The sequence below is a fragment of the Paragemmobacter straminiformis genome, from assembly GCF_014243445.1.
GTDB lineage: Bacteria > Pseudomonadota > Alphaproteobacteria > Rhodobacterales > Rhodobacteraceae > Paragemmobacter > Paragemmobacter straminiformis.
On the sequence record NZ_JACLQD010000005.1, the window covers coordinates 240,983 to 257,602 of the forward strand.

Annotated in this window: 15 protein-coding genes; 10 read left to right on the plus strand and 5 right to left on the minus strand. The window is 63.8% G+C overall.

What is annotated here, in order from left to right; translation table 11 throughout:
* Positions 1-32: 32 nt before the first annotated feature.
* The gene (locus H7F16_RS16740; protein ID WP_185798770.1) at positions 33-1,982 is read left to right on the plus strand and encodes an AsmA family protein; all 1,950 of its coding nucleotides are present in this window, start codon (positions 33-35) and stop codon (positions 1,980-1,982) included.
* Between the two features lie 175 nt (positions 1,983-2,157).
* On the opposite strand, the gene H7F16_RS16745 is transcribed toward H7F16_RS16740, so the two are convergent.
* On the minus strand, positions 2,158-3,021 hold the full coding sequence (locus H7F16_RS16745) for a DMT family transporter (RefSeq protein ID WP_185798771.1): 864 nt from the start codon (positions 3,019-3,021) through the stop codon (positions 2,158-2,160).
* A gap of 338 nt (positions 3,022-3,359) precedes the next feature.
* On the opposite strand from H7F16_RS16745, the gene H7F16_RS16750 reads away from it, so the two are divergent.
* From H7F16_RS16750 to H7F16_RS16780, 7 genes are all read left to right on the plus strand, one after another.
* Positions 3,360-4,151, plus strand: a complete 792-nt coding sequence (locus H7F16_RS16750) for a 3-methyl-2-oxobutanoate hydroxymethyltransferase (protein WP_185798772.1) — start codon at positions 3,360-3,362, stop codon at positions 4,149-4,151.
* Positions 4,152-4,220: 69 nt separating this feature from the next.
* Positions 4,221-5,219, plus strand: coding sequence for a LacI family DNA-binding transcriptional regulator (locus tag H7F16_RS16755; RefSeq protein ID WP_185798773.1), 999 nt, complete (start codon positions 4,221-4,223; stop codon positions 5,217-5,219).
* Positions 5,220-5,634: 415 nt separating this feature from the next.
* Entirely contained in the window at positions 5,635-6,639 is a 1,005-nt protein-coding gene (locus H7F16_RS16760; RefSeq protein WP_185798774.1) for a sterol desaturase family protein, read from the plus strand.
* A 37-nt stretch (positions 6,640-6,676) separates the two neighbouring features.
* Positions 6,677-6,988 (plus strand): MocE family 2Fe-2S type ferredoxin, encoded by a 312-nt coding sequence (locus H7F16_RS16765; RefSeq protein WP_185798775.1) that lies wholly within the window; start codon positions 6,677-6,679, stop codon positions 6,986-6,988.
* A 76-nt stretch (positions 6,989-7,064) separates the two neighbouring features.
* Positions 7,065-8,585, plus strand: coding sequence for a sugar ABC transporter ATP-binding protein (locus H7F16_RS16770; protein WP_185798776.1), 1,521 nt, complete (start codon positions 7,065-7,067; stop codon positions 8,583-8,585).
* Between the two features lie 16 nt (positions 8,586-8,601).
* A complete protein-coding gene (locus H7F16_RS16775) occupies positions 8,602-9,606 on the plus strand; it encodes an ABC transporter permease (protein ID WP_185798777.1) in 1,005 nt (334 codons plus the stop codon).
* Positions 9,607-9,692: 86 nt separating this feature from the next.
* Entirely contained in the window at positions 9,693-10,622 is a 930-nt protein-coding gene (locus H7F16_RS16780; protein ID WP_185798778.1) for an ABC transporter substrate-binding protein, read from the plus strand.
* 155 nt (positions 10,623-10,777) lie between these two features.
* On the opposite strand, the gene H7F16_RS16785 is transcribed toward H7F16_RS16780, so the two are convergent.
* Positions 10,778-11,692 carry a LysR family transcriptional regulator gene (locus H7F16_RS16785; RefSeq protein WP_185798779.1) on the minus strand — a complete coding sequence of 305 codons (915 nt, stop codon included), beginning with the start codon at positions 11,690-11,692 and terminating at the stop codon, positions 10,778-10,780.
* Positions 11,693-11,788: 96 nt separating this feature from the next.
* On the opposite strand from H7F16_RS16785, the gene H7F16_RS16790 reads away from it, so the two are divergent.
* Positions 11,789-12,778 carry an aldo/keto reductase gene (locus tag H7F16_RS16790; RefSeq protein ID WP_185798780.1) on the plus strand — a complete coding sequence of 330 codons (990 nt, stop codon included), beginning with the start codon at positions 11,789-11,791 and terminating at the stop codon, positions 12,776-12,778.
* A 210-nt stretch (positions 12,779-12,988) separates the two neighbouring features.
* Here H7F16_RS16790 and H7F16_RS16795 read toward each other — a convergent pair whose 3' ends face one another.
* The 3 genes from H7F16_RS16795 to fabA all read right to left on the minus strand — a co-directional run bounded on the left by H7F16_RS16795 (position 12,989) and on the right by fabA (position 15,981).
* Positions 12,989-13,798 (minus strand): enoyl-ACP reductase FabI, encoded by an 810-nt coding sequence (locus H7F16_RS16795; RefSeq protein ID WP_185798781.1) that lies wholly within the window; start codon positions 13,796-13,798, stop codon positions 12,989-12,991.
* 30 nt (positions 13,799-13,828) lie between these two features.
* Positions 13,829-15,058, minus strand: a complete 1,230-nt coding sequence (fabB, locus tag H7F16_RS16800; protein WP_185798782.1) for a beta-ketoacyl-ACP synthase I — start codon at positions 15,056-15,058, stop codon at positions 13,829-13,831.
* 413 nt (positions 15,059-15,471) lie between these two features.
* Positions 15,472-15,981, minus strand: coding sequence for a bifunctional 3-hydroxydecanoyl-ACP dehydratase/trans-2-decenoyl-ACP isomerase (fabA, locus tag H7F16_RS16805; protein WP_185798783.1), 510 nt, complete (start codon positions 15,979-15,981; stop codon positions 15,472-15,474).
* 215 nt (positions 15,982-16,196) lie between these two features.
* Here fabA and irrA point away from each other — a divergent pair, with 215 nt between their 5' ends.
* Positions 16,197-16,613: an iron response transcriptional regulator IrrA gene (gene irrA / locus H7F16_RS16810; protein ID WP_185798784.1), complete on the plus strand. Its 417-nt coding sequence runs from the start codon at positions 16,197-16,199 to the stop codon at positions 16,611-16,613.
* The last annotated feature ends 7 nt before the right edge of the window (positions 16,614-16,620 follow it).

Sequence of the window (16,620 nt, forward strand, 5' to 3'; positions counted from 1 at the left end):
GATGGGGCCTTGCCCCGTGGCGGGAGATGTGGATGCACTGGCTGTTTCGTCTGGGTTCGGCCCTTGTGGTGCTGGTCTTGCTGGCCTTTGGGGTGCTGGCCTTGATCCCTTCGGAGCAGGTGGCGCGGCTGGCGACCGACCGCTTCGCCGAGGTGACGGGACGGCAGTTGACCATCGAGGGATCGGTGAAGCCGAGCCTTTGGCCGGTGCTGGGGGTCGAGACGGGGCGGGTGACGCTGTCGAATGCCGACTGGTCCGACGAGGGGCCGATGCTGGTGGCCGAGGGCATGTCGATCAAGCTGGATCTGCAGGCCCTGATGGGCGGCGAGGTGCGGATCACGGGGTTCGAGTTGCTGCGGCCCGAAATCCTGCTCGAGCGGTCGGAAGAGGGCGTGCCGAACTGGGTGTTCGGCGGGGCGAATGGCGGCACGGCCAGCGCCGGCATGGCGGGGGCAGACAAGCCCTTTACGCTGGATCTGGCGGTGATCCATGACGGGGCGCTGGGGTATCTGGACCATGCGACGGGGCAGGCTGTCCAGTTGAGCGGGCTTGAGGCGACCTTGAGCCTGCCGGAATATGACGGCCCCCTGTCGGTCGCGCTGAGTGCCGAGACCTCGGGGCAGGCGTTGTCGGTCGAGGGCCGTCTGGGCGATTTCAGGACGCTTTACGAGGGCGGGGTGGCGCCCGTGGTCCTTGATGCCCGTCTGGGTGCGGCGTCGCTGTCTTTCGACGGGCGTGGCGGCGGGCAGCCCTTTGCCGCCGAGGGGGCGGTCGAGGCCGATCTGGGCGATCTGGCGGCGGTTGCCACGGTATTGGCGCTGGAGCCGCCCGCCCTGCCCGAAGGGTTCGGCGCGCGGAAGGTGGCGGTTGCGGGCAAGGTCACGCTGAGTGCCGAGCGTGACTGGTATCTGCGCGGCGGGCGGATCACGCTGGATGACACGGTGCTGACCGGCGACCTTGACGTGACGACCGGGGGCGAAAGGCTGCGGGTGGCGGGCAATCTGGCGACCGGCGCGCTGGCCCTTGGGTCAGAGGGCGCCGGAGGCGGGTCGGGCGGCGGGACGGGTGCGGGCGGCTGGTCCGGGGCGCCGCTGTCGGCCGAAGGCTTGCGCGCCGTGGATGCCGATCTGGGGCTTGCGGTCGACGACCTGCGGCTGGGCGCGCTGCGTCTGGGGGCGGTGCGGTCGCATGTGACGGTGGATGCGGGGCGGGCGGTGGCCGATCTGGGGCGCGTTTCGGCCTATGGCGGCACGCTGGCGGGGCAGGTTGTCGTCAACGCTCGCAAGGGGCTGTCGGTGGGGGGCAGGCTCGATCTGGCGGGGGTGGCGTTGCAGCCGTTGCTGACCGACGCGATGGGCTATGACCGGCTGATCGGGACGGGAGACCTGACGCTCGACTTCGTGGGTGCGGGTGGATCGGTGGCCGAGATCATGCGGCGGCTTGACGGGCAGGGCAGCGTGACGCTGGGGCCGGGCGAGGTGCGGGGCATCGACATTCCGGCGATGCTGGCGACGCTGAACGCAAGCCAGATGGGGCCGCAGGAAAAGACGGTCTTCGACAGCCTGTCCGCGTCGTTCCAGATCGAGAAGGGGGATCTGTTCAACGAGGACCTGAAACTCTCATCGCCCTATGTGCGGGCGACGGGGGCGGGGCGTGTGGGGCTGGGCGCGCGCGATTTCGACTATCGGCTGAAGGCGATGGCCTTGCAGGGCGAGGACGGGGCCGACCGGATCACGGTGCCGATCTGGATCACCGGACCCTGGGCCGCGCCCAAGGTGGCGCTGGATGTCGAGGCGCTGGCGCAGGAAAAGCTGCAAGAGCAGGCCAAGGCCGCCGAGGACGAGTTGCGGCGGCGGGCGGCCGAGGAACTGGGCCAGCAGGAGGGCGAGACCCTCGAGGATGCGGCAAAGCGCAAGCTGCAAGAGCAGGTGGACGAGCAGGCGGGCAAATTGCTCGAACAGTTGCTGGGCGGGGGGAATTGAAAAGGCGCAGCCGGCGCGCGACGCATTCCGGCGGGGAGGACATGGCAGGCGGGGCGGCGATCTGGCGGCGTGGGGGGGGGGGGCGGCTCTCGGCCCAGTGCGGACGTTAACTGATTTCTGCAAAGCACGAAAACCGCTATGTGATAAATGTCCGGCGTTCTGTCGTCTTACCCGATCACGCCTTGCGCCGGACCGCGGCCCAGACACCCGAGATGCAGACCAGAGCCATGCCGGCCAACGCCATGCCGTCTGGAATATGGTCGAAAGCAAACCAGCCAAGGCCCGCAGCCCAGACGAGGTGCAGGTAATTTACCGGAGCTAGCAAGCCTGCGGGGGCCTCGCGATAGGCAGCGGTGAAAAGGAAGTGGCCGAGGGTGGCGAGACTGCCCAAGATTAGCATCAACCCCAGATCCTGTGCTGTGACCGGCAGGACCGGTGGGGTGAAGGATGCGCCGATGACGAAGCAGATCGTCCCGAGCAGGGCGGTGTGCCACAGAAGTGCCGCCGTGCTTTCGGTTCGGGACAGGAGCCGTGTGAGGATATGGTAGGCGGTGCCGAAGCCGACGTTTACGAGCGCCATCGTCACTCCCCACGGATCGAGTCCCCCACCGGGGCGCAGGATCAGTAGGACGCCGGCGAACCCTACCATCGCGCCGAGCCATCCTGCCACTCCTACCTTTTCGCCTAACACGGGCGCGGAGAGCAGGAGCACGACGAAGGGGGCGAGATAGACAATAGCGACAGTTTCCCCGACCGGCATCACGCGTAGGGCCAAACCCATCGTCAGGGATGCCATCGCAAGGCAGAGTCCGCGGAGTGTGACGAGCCAGTGCCGTTCTACTCTCCAGAGGCGCTGCCCCATTCGAGGCCAGAGGATAAACGTGACCAAGGCCAGATTGACAGCGTAACGCACGGCGACGACCGGGGCGACCGGATGGCGCATCGTCAGGTGTTTGGTAACAACGTCTGAGGCAGCGAATGCAAACGTCGCCATGACGACCAAGACGATGCCCTTCAGCGGACGCGCGGATGTGTTCATCGGTCCGGTTATCCTTTTTCAGCAAGCGGCAGATTACGCACTTCCAGTCCATCGGGACGTATTGGTCAAGTGCGGGGAATGGGCGATTAATCAGGACAATTCCTGCCTGTGACCCTGCCTATGTATCGGCGCGATTCGAGAACGTTCCGGTAGCAAGATCGCCTCGGCTCAGGATGTTGCAGCCGCCACGGGGCAGTAGCATCCGCCAGATGGTGGCAGCTCGCAATCGTAATGAAATGAGGCTTTCTGATGCAAACATTCTCGTAACGCGGAGATTTCCATTGCAAGCGCGGGGCGCTCTCGCCAGCCGTTGCGCGGTATGCGCGAGGGAGGCTGGAATGGCTGCGAAAACGAATGTTCACGATCTGCTTCGGGCTAAGGGAAGCCGGAAATGGGTGCAACTGCACGTCGACAGCGCGGCAGAGGCGGCGGCTGCCGAATCGGCGGGGATCTTGGTTCTGTCCTGCGAGGCGGATCATTCTCTGCCTGCGATCAGGGCTGCGGCACCCTCTGCGCTGATCTCGGCGGGGATGCCGCATGGCACCTCGGCCACGCCGGATGAAGCTGTGCGCGCTGCTTTCGGTGCGCTGCGGGCGGGGGCGGATGCGATCTATTGTTCGCACTCCCCGAGGTTCATCGAGGCGATGGCGCGCGAGGGCATTCCTGTGACCGGCCATGTCGGGCTGGTGCCGAATCTAGCGGCCTGGACGGGCTTCCGTGCCATAGGGCGCAAGGCAGACGAGGCGTTGGCGGTGCTGCGAAAAGCCAAGGACATCGAGAATGCGGGCGCGGCTTTTCTAGAAGTTGAGGTGGTTCCGGTTCAACTGGCGGACCACATTACGCGTGGCACGGCGATGGTAACGATGGGCATGGGCTGTGGGTCGGTTTGCGACACGCAGTATCTGTTCTCTTGCGATGTGCTGGGCACGAACACCGGTCATTACCCGCGCCATTCCAAGCGCTACGCCGATTTCGCGCGGCTGGAGGCGGAGTTGCAGGAGAAGCGCGTCGCCGCCTTTTGTGCCTTTGTCGGAGATGTAGAAGCTGCCGGCTATCCGGAGCGTAGTCACGAGATCTGGATGGACGAGGAGGAGTTCGAAGCCTTTGCCAAGGGCGCGACGCGTCTCTGACCTTGCCGATGTGAGGCGCTTGAGGCATTCTTTCTGCAGAATGCCTCATCCATCCTGCTGGAGGATTTCATGCGCCGCGTGACAGTGGCTGACATCATGCGCGAGACGGGCCTGTCGCGGGCCACGGTAGACCGAGTGCTTAACGGGCGCGCGCGGGTGCATGACCGGACGCGGGCGGTGGTCGAGGAAACGATGGCGCGGTTGCGGTCGGGCGGCGAGGCTGTCCCGAAGCCGCTGGTCGCGGACATTGCCCTGCGCGTCGGGCGGGGCATGATGGGCCAGATGCGCGCGGCCTGGACGAAAAGCGGAGCGCAAGGCGCCTTTCACGACCTGCACGGGGCGGACGAGGCGATGGTGCTGCGCTGCATCGAAGGGCTTTGCAAGGATGTGTCGCGCCCGCTGATCGTGACGGCCAAGAATTCGGACCGGTTGGTGGCGGTGCTGTCGAATGCACGGGCCAAGGGCAAGCGGGTGATCGCGCTGGTGTCGGACCTACCGCCGGACGCGCGGAACAGTTTCGTTGGCGTCGACGACCGCGCGGCGGGTCAGACGGCCGCGTTCCTGATCGGGCGGATGCTGGGGGATCGGCCCACGACGGTTGGCGTAGTCCTTGGAAACATTGCCTTTCGCTGTCACGAAGACCGTGAGATCGGGTTCCGCACGGGGCTTCGGGCCAATTTCCCAAAGGTGGTGATTTCGGGCGAGGCGCAGGGCGAGGACAGTGCCGATCTGACGCGTAACGCGGTCAGTCGTCTGTTGGCGGATCATCCCGCGCTTGGGGCCATCTACAACGTGGGCGGCGGCAATGCGGGCATGGTCGATGCCTTGCGAGGGGCGGGGCGGGCGGCGGATATGCTGGTCGTGGGGCATGAGGTGAATCCCGTGACGATGCCGCTTTTGCGATCCGGTGCGATGGATTTTGCCATTGCGGGAACGCCTGCCGATCTGCTTGGCGGGGCTCTGCAATGCGCTGTCGATCCGAGCGAGGACGCGGCCAAGGGCGTCCGTCATCTGGATTTCGGCGTCTATACCCGCTTCAACATGCCGTCGTTTACCACGGGCGCATAGGTCGGCGCAGGTCTTTCACGAATCGCGACCGACCCTTTGCGGGCGTTCATTGGCGCTGTTTGTCGTGTCTGGGTCATTCTGCATCATGCCGCTTGGCAGGTGCAAGCGGTGTCCACTTCACCCAGCATGAAATGATGCAAAGTGAAGCAATTTTTGCGGCAGAATGAATATTCTGTTTGGCTTCACTCCGGAATGTTGTCACCAATAGATCACGAACAACGCGACGGCTTCTGGCTGTCAGAGGAATGATCCGCCCAGCGGGAGACGGGGCGGAGTGAATAGGGAAAACATGAAGGGGCGTCGGGGTGGTCTTCTGCCCCCGCTACTGTCATGGCCGGACTTCCTCCCAGGAAGGTCTCCCAAGAAAAGACGGTCGGGCGGTGCGCCGCCCGACCGAACTGAAGGGAAGGCGATGATGGACGACACGAAATATGGCACTCGGAACAAGCGCGGGGATTTTACGCCGAACGAGCCGCTGGAACATGCACCGTTGTTCGCCTTTCCGCCGAGGCCCTTGGCCCTGCTGAAATGGCTGCCGAGCTATTTCCTGCCATGGAACGTCCTGTGGCTGGCCAGCGCCGCCGCTTGGTGGGCATGGGTCGTGCCGGAAGCCGAGGTGATGAAATCCCTGCACTGGGGCTGGGTGCTTTGGCTTTTCGCGGTGAACTGCGTTGCCGTCTTTGTCTTCTACGGCGGAATGGAGTTGCAACTCTATGTGCGCCGCACGCAAGGAACCCGCTTCAAATACAATGCGAAATGGCCGGCGGACCACAAATCTTCTGCCTTCATGTTCCAAAGCCAGACCATCGACAGCCTGATCCGTGCATTTGGCACCGGCGTGCCGATCTGGACGGCGTGGGAAGTGCTGGTGCTGTGGGCATGGGCGAATGACATCGGGCCCTGGGTCGGGCTGATGGATAATCCGTGGTATCTGGCCGCTGTCTGGCTGATCCTTCCGGTGATCCACGAGTTCCATTTCTTTCTGATCCACCGACTGATCCATACGCCATTTCTTTATAAGTGGGTGCATTCGGTTCACCACAACTCGGTCAACCCGAGCCCGTGGTCGTCGCTGTCGATGCATCCGGTCGAGCATCTGCTTTATTTTGCGACCGCCGCCTATCACTTCATCATCCCGTCGCATCCGCTGCTTGCCATCTATCAGCTGCATTTTGCGGGCTTCGGGGCGGTGGTCGGCCATATCGGTTTCGACAAGATCGAGATGGGCGAGGACAAGGGTTTGGATAGCCATGCCTTTGCCCACTACCTGCACCACAAGTATTTCGAGGTGAATTACGGCGACGGGCTGATCCCCTTGGATCGCTGGTTTGGCACCTGGCACGACGGGTCGAAGGACGGTGATGCCCGGATGCAGGCCCGATACGAGCGCCGCAAGGCCAAGGCCAACGCCCGCGCCTGACACTTTTCACATCACAGCCGAGACGACGGAGATGACCATGAGCGAATGGACCGCTGCCTGCATGCTTGACGATATCGAAGTCGAAGGCGTGCGCCGTTTCGATGTCGGAGGGCGGACCTTTGCCGTCTATCGGTCAGCCGAGGACGAGGTCTTCTGCACCGACGGGCTTTGCACCCATGAGGCGGTCCACCTGAGCGAGGGGCTGGTCATGGATTATGAGATCGAATGCCCCAAGCATTCCGGCGTCTTCGACATCCGCACCGGCGAGGCGAAGCGGCTGCCTGCCTGCGTGAACCTGCGGACCTATCCCGCCAAGCTGGAGGGAGGGCGCGTGCTGATCAGCGTTTGACGGCCCGACAGGACAGGAACGGACACCCGAAGGGAGCGGCTGCCCTGCAGCCGTCGGGTCAAGGGAGGATAAGGGAATGAACGAAACCACCGCCAATGCGCCGCCCGTCGTCGAGATGCGCGGGATCGAGAAATCCTTCCCCGGCGTGCGCGCCCTGCAATCGGTGCGCTTCGACCTGCGTGCGGGCGAGGTGCATGCGCTGATGGGCGAGAATGGCGCGGGCAAGTCCACGCTGATGAAGATCTTGACTGGCGTCTATCAACCCGACGGGGGCGAGATCCTTGTCGACGGGCGGTCCGTTGCACTGCGGACTCCGCAGGCGGCGCAGGCCTTGGGCATCAGCATCATCCATCAGGAATTGTTCCTGATGAACCATCTGAGCGCGGCACAGAACATCTTCATTGGGCGAGAGCCGAGCAAGGGTCTGGGCATCTTTGTTGATGAAGCGAAGATGAAGCGGGACGCCGCCGCGATCTTCCGGCGCATGAAGGTCGAGATCGACCCTGCCGGAGAGGTGGGTCACATGACGGTGGCCCGCCAGCAACTGGTCGAGATCGCCAAGGCGCTGTCCTACGACGCGCGCGTACTGGTGATGGACGAACCGACATCGGCGCTGAACGAGACGGAGGTCGAGCATCTGTTCGCGGTGATCGACGACCTGAAGGCGAACGGGGTGGGGATCGTCTACATCACCCACAAAATGGACGAGGTGAAGCGTATCGCGGACCGCGTCACGGTCATGCGGGACGGGCAGTATATCGACACGCTTCCCGCCGCATCGACGCCCATGTCGACCGTCATCCAGCTGATGGTCGGGCGGGAATTGGCGGATCAACACCGCGCCACGGGGCAGGGGACAGCAGACGAGGTTCTGCGCGTTACCGGCCTGAACCGCGGAAAGGCCGTGCGTGATGTCAGCTTCTCACTGAATAAGGGTGAAATCCTTGGTTTCGCTGGCCTGATGGGCGCGGGGCGGACCGAGGTGGCGAGGGCGATTTTCGGGGCGGACCCAATCGACAGCGGCGAAATCCGCGTCCATGGGCAGGTGCAGCGCATCGCCAGCCCCGCCGATGCCGTGGAAAACGGGATCGCTTATCTGTCCGAGGATCGCAAGCACTTCGGCCTCGTCACGGGCATGTCAGTCCGTGACAACGTGACGATGGCGAGCTGGGGCCGCTTCATGCAGGGCGGATTCATGCAGGACGCGGCTCTGGGCAAGGTTGCCGAGGACTATGTCCGCAAGCTTAAGGTCAAGACGCCCCACATCCATCAGGAAACGCGTCTCCTGTCAGGCGGCAACCAGCAGAAGGTGGTCATTGCCAAATGGCTGCTGCGGGATTGCGACATCCTGATCTTCGATGAACCGACGCGTGGCATCGACGTGGGGGCCAAGGCGGAAATCTACCGCCTTCTCGAAGAGCTCGCCGCAGGAGGGAAGGCGATCATCGTGATCTCGTCCGAACTGCCCGAGGTGCTGCGCCTGTCGCACCGCATCGCCGTCATGTGCGAGGGGCGCATCACGGGCGAGCTGAACGGCCGCACGGCTACGCAGGAAGACATCATGACGCTGGCGACACAGCGCGCCAACGCGGCGTGAACGGGGGATTACCGAAATGACCGATACGACACTCGATACCGGAAAGGCCGCGAAGTCCGGCTTCGTCACCACGGCAGCGCTGCAAAAGGCAGTGGCCTTCGTCGTGCTGATCGCGCTTCTGGCCTTCTTTGGCCTGTTCGCGCCGAACTTCGCCACCGGCGGCAACATGGTTGGCATCATGCAGGCAACCGCGGTCAACGGCGTGCTGGGCGTGGCCGTGACCTTCGTAATCATCTCGGGTGGGATCGACCTGTCGATCGGTACCATGATGACACTGACAGCCGTGACGGCAGGGATCATCCTGACCAACCTCGGCATGCCGCTGCCGTTTGGTATCATCGGCGCGATAGCCGCCGGTGCTTTCATGGGCGCGGTTTCGGGCTGGACCATCGCCAACCTGAAAATCCCGCCCTTTATCGCGACGCTCGGGATGATGCAGATCGCACGCGGGCTGGCGCTCGTGTTTTCTGAAGCGAAGCCGATCTATTTCAACGACACACCCAGCTATCAGTTGCTTTCCCCGGTCAGTTCCATCTCGGCCCTCATTCCCGGGATCGAGGTTCCGAATGGCGTGATGATCATGTTCATCGTGGCCATCATCTCGTCGGTCGTGCTGACGCGCACCATTGTCGGACGGATGATCTTTGCCCTCGGGTCGAACGAAGAAGCGGCACGTCTGTCGGGGATCAAGGTCAACCGCTGGAAGATCCTGACCTATGCCATCTGCGGCGGGATCAGTGGGATCGCGGGGCTGATCGTGTCCTCGCGGCTGAACTCGGCCCAACCGGCCCTTGGGCTCGGCTATGAACTCGACGCCATCGCGGCAGTCGTGATCGGCGGCACCTCGCTTTCGGGCGGGCGGGGAACGGTGATGGGGACGATCATCGGGGCTTTCATCATGAGCGTGCTGACCAACGGTCTGCGGGTGATGGGCGTGCAAGAGGAATGGAAGATTGTCGTTACCGGCGTGATCATCATCGTCGCGGTCTTCATCGACATCTTCCTGCGGAAAAAGGCTTGAACCGGCGCGAACGCGACTATCCGCCAAGCTTTTGACGACCCCGGCGGCCATGGCGGCCACGGGTATTACCACCAAGGGAGTGAGACATGAAAAAAACCCTTCTGACTTCGGCACTGGCGCTTGGCCTTGCCTTCGGTGCGGCACCGTCCTTTGCCGACACCTACTTTCCGATCATCGCCAAGGGCTTCAGCCACCAGTTCTGGCAGGCGGTGAAGGCCGGTGCCGAAGAGGCCGCCACCCGCAACGGCGTGACGATCACCTTCGAAGGCCCGAACACCGAAGCCGAGATCGACAAGCAGACCGACATCCTGAACGCGGCCATCGCGAAGAACCCGCAGGGTCTGGGCTTTGCTGCGCTGGACAGCCAGGCGCAGATTCCGGCTCTGCAAAAGGCCGCCGATGCGGGCATCCCGATCGTCGCCTTCGACTCGGGCGTTGACAGCGACCTGCCGCTGACCACGTGCTCGACCGACAACATGGCAGCTGCGGCGGCTGCGGCGGACAATCTGGCCAAGGCCATCGGCGAAGAAGGCAAGATCGCTGCCGTGATCCACGACCAGACCTCGGCCACCGGCATCGGTCGCCGTGACGGGTTCCTGAACCGCATCAAGGAAGCCTATCCCAACATCGAAGTTGTCGATGTCCAATATGCCAACGACGCGCTGAAGGCAGCGGACAACGTCAAGGCGATGCTTCAGGCGAACCCCGACATCAAGGCAATCTTCGCGTCGAACGAAGGGTCGGCCATCGGTCTGTCGGTTGCCATCAAGGAAACCGGAGCCAAGATCGTCGGCGTAGGCTTTGACTCGGGGAAAACTCAGAAGGACGCCATCAATGACGGCACCCTCTTGGGCGCAATCACCCAGAACCCGGTCGGCATCGGCCAGTGCGTCGTGGACAGCCTCGTAAAGGCAACCAAGGGCGAAGAGCTGCCGAAGAATATCGACACCGGCTTCTACTGGTATGACAAGTCGAACATGGGCGACGCGAAGATCGCGGCGGTGCTTTACGACTGATCCTGTTCAAGGATCGGCGTGCCCTCCTCCGCTGTGCGGGGGAGGGTTTTCTATTGTCTGGAACGGGGTGGGGCCTTGCTGTGAGGGGGGGGGCGGCTTGCCGGTTGCCCCAAGGGCGACATGGTGGACATGGCCCGCTTGAGAGGGCCAGGCTTTTATTCAGCCCTTTCGACAATCCCGTCACGGGTGCGGAGCGCGTCGATGATCACGCGGAAGGCGGGAGAGATGTGGCGGCGACTGGGATAGTAAAGGTGGAGGCCTGCGATGGGTTGGCTCCAGTCATCAAGCACCAGTTGCAGCGCGCCCGATGCCAGATAGGGCGCGACCGCCGCTTCGGGCAGGAAGGCGATGCCGAAGCCGTCGAGCGCTGCTTGCAGGCAGGCGTTGACCGAGTTGAAGGTGACCTGGCCCGAGACCCGAACCCGCATCTCCTCGCCCGCTTTAGCAAATTCCCATGCGTAAAGCCCGCCGCCGGTGACCATCCGCAGGTTGATGCAGCGATGGGTGACAAGGTCTTTTGGCGTCATCGGGGGCGGGTTTTGGACGAAATAGGCCCGCGTCGCTACGGCGACCAGCCGCCCGTCCGGCGTGATCCGCACGGCAACCATGTCCTTTTCCACGCTTTCGCCAAGCCGCACGCCCGCGTCGAAACCGTCTGCCACGATGTCACGAAAGCCGTGGTCGATAGAGAGTTCCAGATTGATTTCGGGGTAAGCGCGCAGCACGGGCGCAAGCGTCGGCCATAGCACGCGTTCGGCGGCATATTCGCTGGCAGTGATGCGGACATTTCCCGCAGGGCGGTCGCGCAAGGCCGAGAGTTGGGCAAGTTCGGCATGGATGTCGTCAAAGCGGGGCGCGACCGTGTCGAGCAGGCGCTGCCCCGCTTCGGTCACCGAAACGCTGCGGGTCGTGCGCGTCAGAAGCCGCAAGCCAAGTGCTTCTTCCAGATGTCGGATCGTCTGGCTGAGGGCCGAGGCGGAAACGCCGATCCGTGCCGCCGCCCGCGTAAAGCTGCGCTCGCGGGCGACGACCGCGAAGGTGGCAAGCTCGTTCATCGTATAGCGTTGCATTGTGAAGCCTGACTTCATTCCAGATGCACATTATAGGGGATAATCGCAAGGAAAACGCCAGCCTATAAACGGGGTGTTCGATAGAGGAGACGCCCCGTGCAAACCCGAATGCTTGGAAATCTGGAAGTGTCGGCCATCGGCCTTGGCTGCATGGGGATGACCTCGGCCTATGGTCCTGCTGCGGAGGAGGGGGCGATGATCGCCCTGATACGTCGCGCCCATGAGCTTGGCGTCACCCATTTCGACACAGCCGAGGCCTATGGCCCCTTTGCCAACGAGCGGCTTGTGGGGCAGGCCTTGGCCCCGATCCGCGACCACGTGGTGATTGCGACAAAGTTCGGCTTCAACATCGACCCCGATACGGGCGCGCGGGGCCCGGGAACCAACAGCCAGCCCGCACAGATCCGGCGCGTGGCCGAGGATGCGCTGAAGCGGTTGCGCACCGACCGGATCGACCTGTTCTATCAGCACCGCGTCGATCCCGCGGTGCCGATCGAGGATGTGGCGGGCACCGTCAAGGACCTGATCGACGAGGGCAAGGTGCTGCATTTCGGCCTGTCCGAGGCGGGCGTCCAGACCATCCGCCGCGCCCATGCGGTGCAGCCGGTGGCGGCGGTGCAAAGCGAATATTCGCTGTTCTGGCGCGAACCGGAAGTTGACCTTTTCCCCGTGCTGGACGAGTTGGGGATCGGTTTCGTGCCCTTCACTCCGCTCGGGGCAGGTTTCCTGACCGGCAAGATTGACGAGACGACGACGTTTGATCCGACTGATTTCCGCAACCTCGTGCCGCGTTTGGCCCCTGAGGCACGAAAGGCCAACATGGTCTTGGTCGAGATCGTCAAGGACCTCGCCGCAGCCAAGGGGGCGACACCCGCGCAGATCGCGCTCGCATGGCTTCTGGCGCAGCGTGACGCGATTTCGCCGATTCCGGGCACGACGAAGCTGCACCGGTTGGAAGAAAACCTCGGCGCTGTGGCGGTTATGTTGACCCCGACGGATCTTGTCGACCTATCGGCGGCATTGGACGGGATCGAGGTGCAAGGCGCTCGATTGCCGGAGTTGGTGCTGAAGATGTCGGGCCTTTAACCTGGCGAGAAGGAGGACAGCGCGAACGGAAACGCGACTGTCCGCTTTCCGCCCAAAGCGCCTGTGACGCGCCATAGCAAAGCCCGCCGCAACGTCGCGGCGGGCTTTGTTTGGTTTGCAGGCAACGGCCCGGTTTCCGGCCCTGCCGGACTGCGCCGTGCCCGGCGGCCCTGCCGTTGGTGCCATTCCGGGCTGCCCTGCGGTGGCGGGTCAGGCCTTGTCGGCGGCGCCGTTCATCTGGTCGGGCTGGGGCATGCCGAGGACGTGGTAGCCGCCGTCGACATGCACGATCTCGCCCGTGGTGAAGGCGCCGTAGGCCGAGGCGAGCCAGACGGCGGTGCCGCCCACCGCTTCGAGCGTGGCGTTCGAGCGCAGGGGCGCGTTCGCTTCGGTATGGCGATAGGTGGCGCGGGCTCCGCCGATGGCGGCCCCTGCCAGCGTTTTCATCGGGCCTGGAGAGACCGCGTTGACGCGGATGCCCTGCGGCCCAAGGTCGTTGGCGAGGTAGCGGACCGAGGATTCAAGCGCCGCCTTGGCCACGCCCATGACGTTGTAATTCGGCGTGACGCGGTTCGAGCCGCCGTAGGTGAGCGTGATCAGCGTGCCGCCCGACGGCATCAGTTCGGCCGCGCGGCGCGAGACGTCGATGAAGGAGAAACACGAGATCGCCAGCGAATTGGAGAAGTTGCCACGGGTCGTGTTGATGAAGCGGCCCGTCAGCTCGTTCTTGTCGGAATAGGCGATGGCATGCACGAGGAAGTCGATCGTGCCCCAGCGGTCTTTCAGCGCGGCGAAGCAGGCGTCGAGCGAGGTGTCGTCGGTCACATCGACATCGACCATGAAGTCCGATCCGACCGATGCCGCGAGGGGGGCAAGACGTTTGCCGAAGGCATCGCCCTGATAGGAGAAGGCGAGTTCCGCGCCCTCGTCCGCCATCGCCTTTGCGATGCCCCATGCGATGGAGCGTTCATTGGCGACGCCCATGACAAGCCCGCGCTTGCCCTTCATCAGATCGGCCATGTCCCTGTCCCTTTTCTACGGTCTGTTGGTTCAGCCGTTGTACTTGCTCATCACCAAGGTCGCATTGGTGCCGCCGAAGCCGAAGCTGTTGGACAGGACCGAGTCGAGTTTGACGCCCGTGCGCAGTTCGGTGACGATTTCCGACGGGTCGAGCGCGGGGTCCAGCGTCTTGACGTTGGCCGACGCCGCGATGAAATCGCCGTTCATCATCAGCAGCGAGTAGATCGCCTCGTGTACGCCGGTGGCACCAAGGCTGTGGCCGGTGAGCGACTTGGTCGAGGCGACGGGCGGGGTCGAGCCGCGGCCGAAGACGCGGCGGATCGCCTCCATCTCGGTGACGTCGCCCACGGGGGTCGAGGTGCCGTGCGAGTTGATATAATCGATCTTGCGCCCCTGCGGCAGGGTCGAGAGGGCGAGGCGCATGGAGCGTTCGCCGCCTTCGCCCGAGGGGGCCACCATGTCATGGCCGTCCGAGGTCGCGCCGTAGCCGGTGACTTCGGCATAGATCTTCGCGCCGCGCGCGAGGGCATGGTTCAGTTCCTCAAGAACCACCACGCCGCCGCCGCCCGCGATGACGAAGCCGTCGCGCGTCGCATCATAGGTGCGCGAGGCGGTGTCCGGCGCGTCGTTGTATTTCGACGACATGGCCCCCATCGCGTCGAAGAGGCAGGACAGGGTCCAGTCGAGTTCCTCGCCGCCGCCAGCGAAGACGATGTCCTGCTTGCCGAACTGGATCAGTTCCGCGCCGTTGCCGATGCAATGGGCCGAGGTGGAGCAGGCCGAGGTGATCGAATAGTTCACGCCCTTGATCTTGAAGGGCGTGGCAAGGCAGGCCGAAGTGGTCGAGGACATGCCCTTGGTCACGCCGAAGGGGCCGATGCGCTTGGGCGAGCCGGTTTCGCGGACGATGTTATGGGCCTTGAAGAAGGATTTGGTCGAAGGCCCGCCGCTGCCCACGATGATGCCGGTGCGTTCGTTCGAGACATCCGACGGATCGAGCCCCGAGTCCTTGACCGCCTGATCCATCGCGATGAAGTTGTAGGCCGCCCCGTCGCCCATGAAGCGCAGGTCGCGCTTGTCGATGTGGTCTTCCAGTACGATCTGCGGCTGGCCGTGGACCTGGCTGCGGAAGCCGCGTTCGGCGTATTCGGGGGCAAAGACGATGCCGGAGCGGCCCGCGCGCAGCGAGGCTTCCACCTCGGCCGCCGAATTGCCGATGGGCGAGACGATGCCGATCCCTGTGATGACGACGCGACGCATGGGGCCTCCGATCCTGTAGCTTTGGATTGTCTCTAAGGGAGAGGGGGGTTCTGGGCAAGGGGGATGGGGGGCGTGGGGGGGAAGGTGCCCTGTTCCCGTAGGGTGCGCAGTTGCTGCGCACCTTTGTCACGCAGTCGCAAAATGGCGGGCAGGGTGCTGATGTGATTGCTGCGTACTCGGAATAGAATAAGGCCTTGGTTGTCCATTGGCGGGCGGACATCGCTTTGCCGGGGAAGGCGGCGCTTGCGCGGCGTGTCGCCAGATCACGCCGAAAGACGCTGCTCTGGCAGGGTCGGCAGTGCAATCGGGATGCGCCACGGATGCGCCGGCTATGGGCGGTGTGAAAAAGGTGCGCAACGCGTGCGCACCCTACACGACTTTATGAAGGGCGCGCGTTGCTTTTGCGCGCCCCTTCAGCTTTCGCTCAGCGCCACCTTCATGTCCTTGACGATGTAGATCACGTCGCCGTCCGCCTCGACGATGCCGTCGGCCACGCCCATCGTCAGGCGGCGGGTCTGGATCGCCTTGGTGAAGTTGACGCGATAGGTCAGCATCTTGCGGTCGGGGCGGACCATGCCGGTCAGCTTCACCTCGCCCACGCCGAGCGCGTAGCCGCGCCCCTGCCAGCCGCGCCAGCCGAGGTTGAAGCCGGTCAGCTGCCAAAGGCCGTCAAGCCCGAGGCAGCCCGGCATGATCGGGTTGCCGGGGAAGTGGCAGTCGAAGAACCAAAGCCCGGGCGTGATGTCGAATTCGGCCACCACATGGCCCTTGCCATGTTCGCCGCCATCTTCCGAAATCTCGGTGATGCGGTCCATCATCAGCATCGGCGGCGCGGGAAGCTGGGCATTGCCGGGGCCGAACAACTCGCCACGGGAACATTTCAAAAGCGCCTCGCGGTCGAAGCTGGTCGGGTAGGCGGCCATACTGGTTCCTTTGCAGGTGTCTTTACGATCTTGTGATCGGTGTATCATCCGCATGGAACGGGAAGCAAGAGAGGCGGGTTGCCCGTCCCAGACCAACCCCTGACCCGTCCCTGACCTGTCACGGGACGATCCGCCACAGAGTTGCGACCGATTTTCATTTGTAAAGACGGGGTGCGGGCCGCTATATACAGCCGGACAAGGCAAAGGATGGGCTTATGGCGGTGACGGCACGGCAACGCGGGACGGATTGGCTGGCAACGGCCGGACTGCGCCCGACGCGGCAGCGGCTGGCCCTTGCCGAATTGCTGGTGGGCGATGGCGAGAACCGCCATGTCACGGCCGAAAGCCTTTATGCGCTGTCGGCCAATTCGGGCGAGAAGGTCTCGCTTGCCACGGTCTACAACACGCTGCGCGCCTTTTGCGAGGCGGGGTTGATGAACGAGGTCGTGGTGGACGGGTCGAAAAGCTATTTCGACACGCGCATGGATGACCATCCGCATTTCTACTGGGAAGACAGCCACGATCTGACCGATGCCCCCGCCGATGCCCTGCGGATCGAGGGATTGCCCGATGCGCCCGCCGGAATGCGGGTTTCGCGCGTGGATGTGGTGATCCGGCTGAAGCGGGCCTGAGGCTTCG

Coding starts and splice junctions, on each gene's coding strand:
- H7F16_RS16740 (WP_185798770.1), top strand. CDS start 33: ATGCACTGGCTGTTTCGTCTGGGTTCGGCCCTTGTGGTGCTGGTCTTG.
- H7F16_RS16745 (WP_185798771.1), bottom strand. CDS start 3,021: ATGAACACATCCGCGCGTCCGCTGAAGGGCATCGTCTTGGTCGTCATG.
- H7F16_RS16750 (WP_185798772.1), top strand. CDS start 3,360: ATGGCTGCGAAAACGAATGTTCACGATCTGCTTCGGGCTAAGGGAAGC.
- H7F16_RS16755 (WP_185798773.1), top strand. CDS start 4,221: ATGCGCCGCGTGACAGTGGCTGACATCATGCGCGAGACGGGCCTGTCG.
- H7F16_RS16760 (WP_185798774.1), top strand. CDS start 5,635: ATGGACGACACGAAATATGGCACTCGGAACAAGCGCGGGGATTTTACG.
- H7F16_RS16765 (WP_185798775.1), top strand. CDS start 6,677: ATGAGCGAATGGACCGCTGCCTGCATGCTTGACGATATCGAAGTCGAA.
- H7F16_RS16770 (WP_185798776.1), top strand. CDS start 7,065: ATGAACGAAACCACCGCCAATGCGCCGCCCGTCGTCGAGATGCGCGGG.
- H7F16_RS16775 (WP_185798777.1), top strand. CDS start 8,602: ATGACCGATACGACACTCGATACCGGAAAGGCCGCGAAGTCCGGCTTC.
- H7F16_RS16780 (WP_185798778.1), top strand. CDS start 9,693: ATGAAAAAAACCCTTCTGACTTCGGCACTGGCGCTTGGCCTTGCCTTC.
- H7F16_RS16785 (WP_185798779.1), bottom strand. CDS start 11,692: ATGCAACGCTATACGATGAACGAGCTTGCCACCTTCGCGGTCGTCGCC.
- H7F16_RS16795 (WP_185798781.1), bottom strand. CDS start 13,798: ATGGCCGATCTGATGAAGGGCAAGCGCGGGCTTGTCATGGGCGTCGCC.
- fabB (WP_185798782.1), bottom strand. CDS start 15,058: ATGCGTCGCGTCGTCATCACAGGGATCGGCATCGTCTCGCCCATCGGC.
- fabA (WP_185798783.1), bottom strand. CDS start 15,981: ATGGCCGCCTACCCGACCAGCTTCGACCGCGAGGCGCTTTTGAAATGT.
- irrA (WP_185798784.1), top strand. CDS start 16,197: ATGGCGGTGACGGCACGGCAACGCGGGACGGATTGGCTGGCAACGGCC.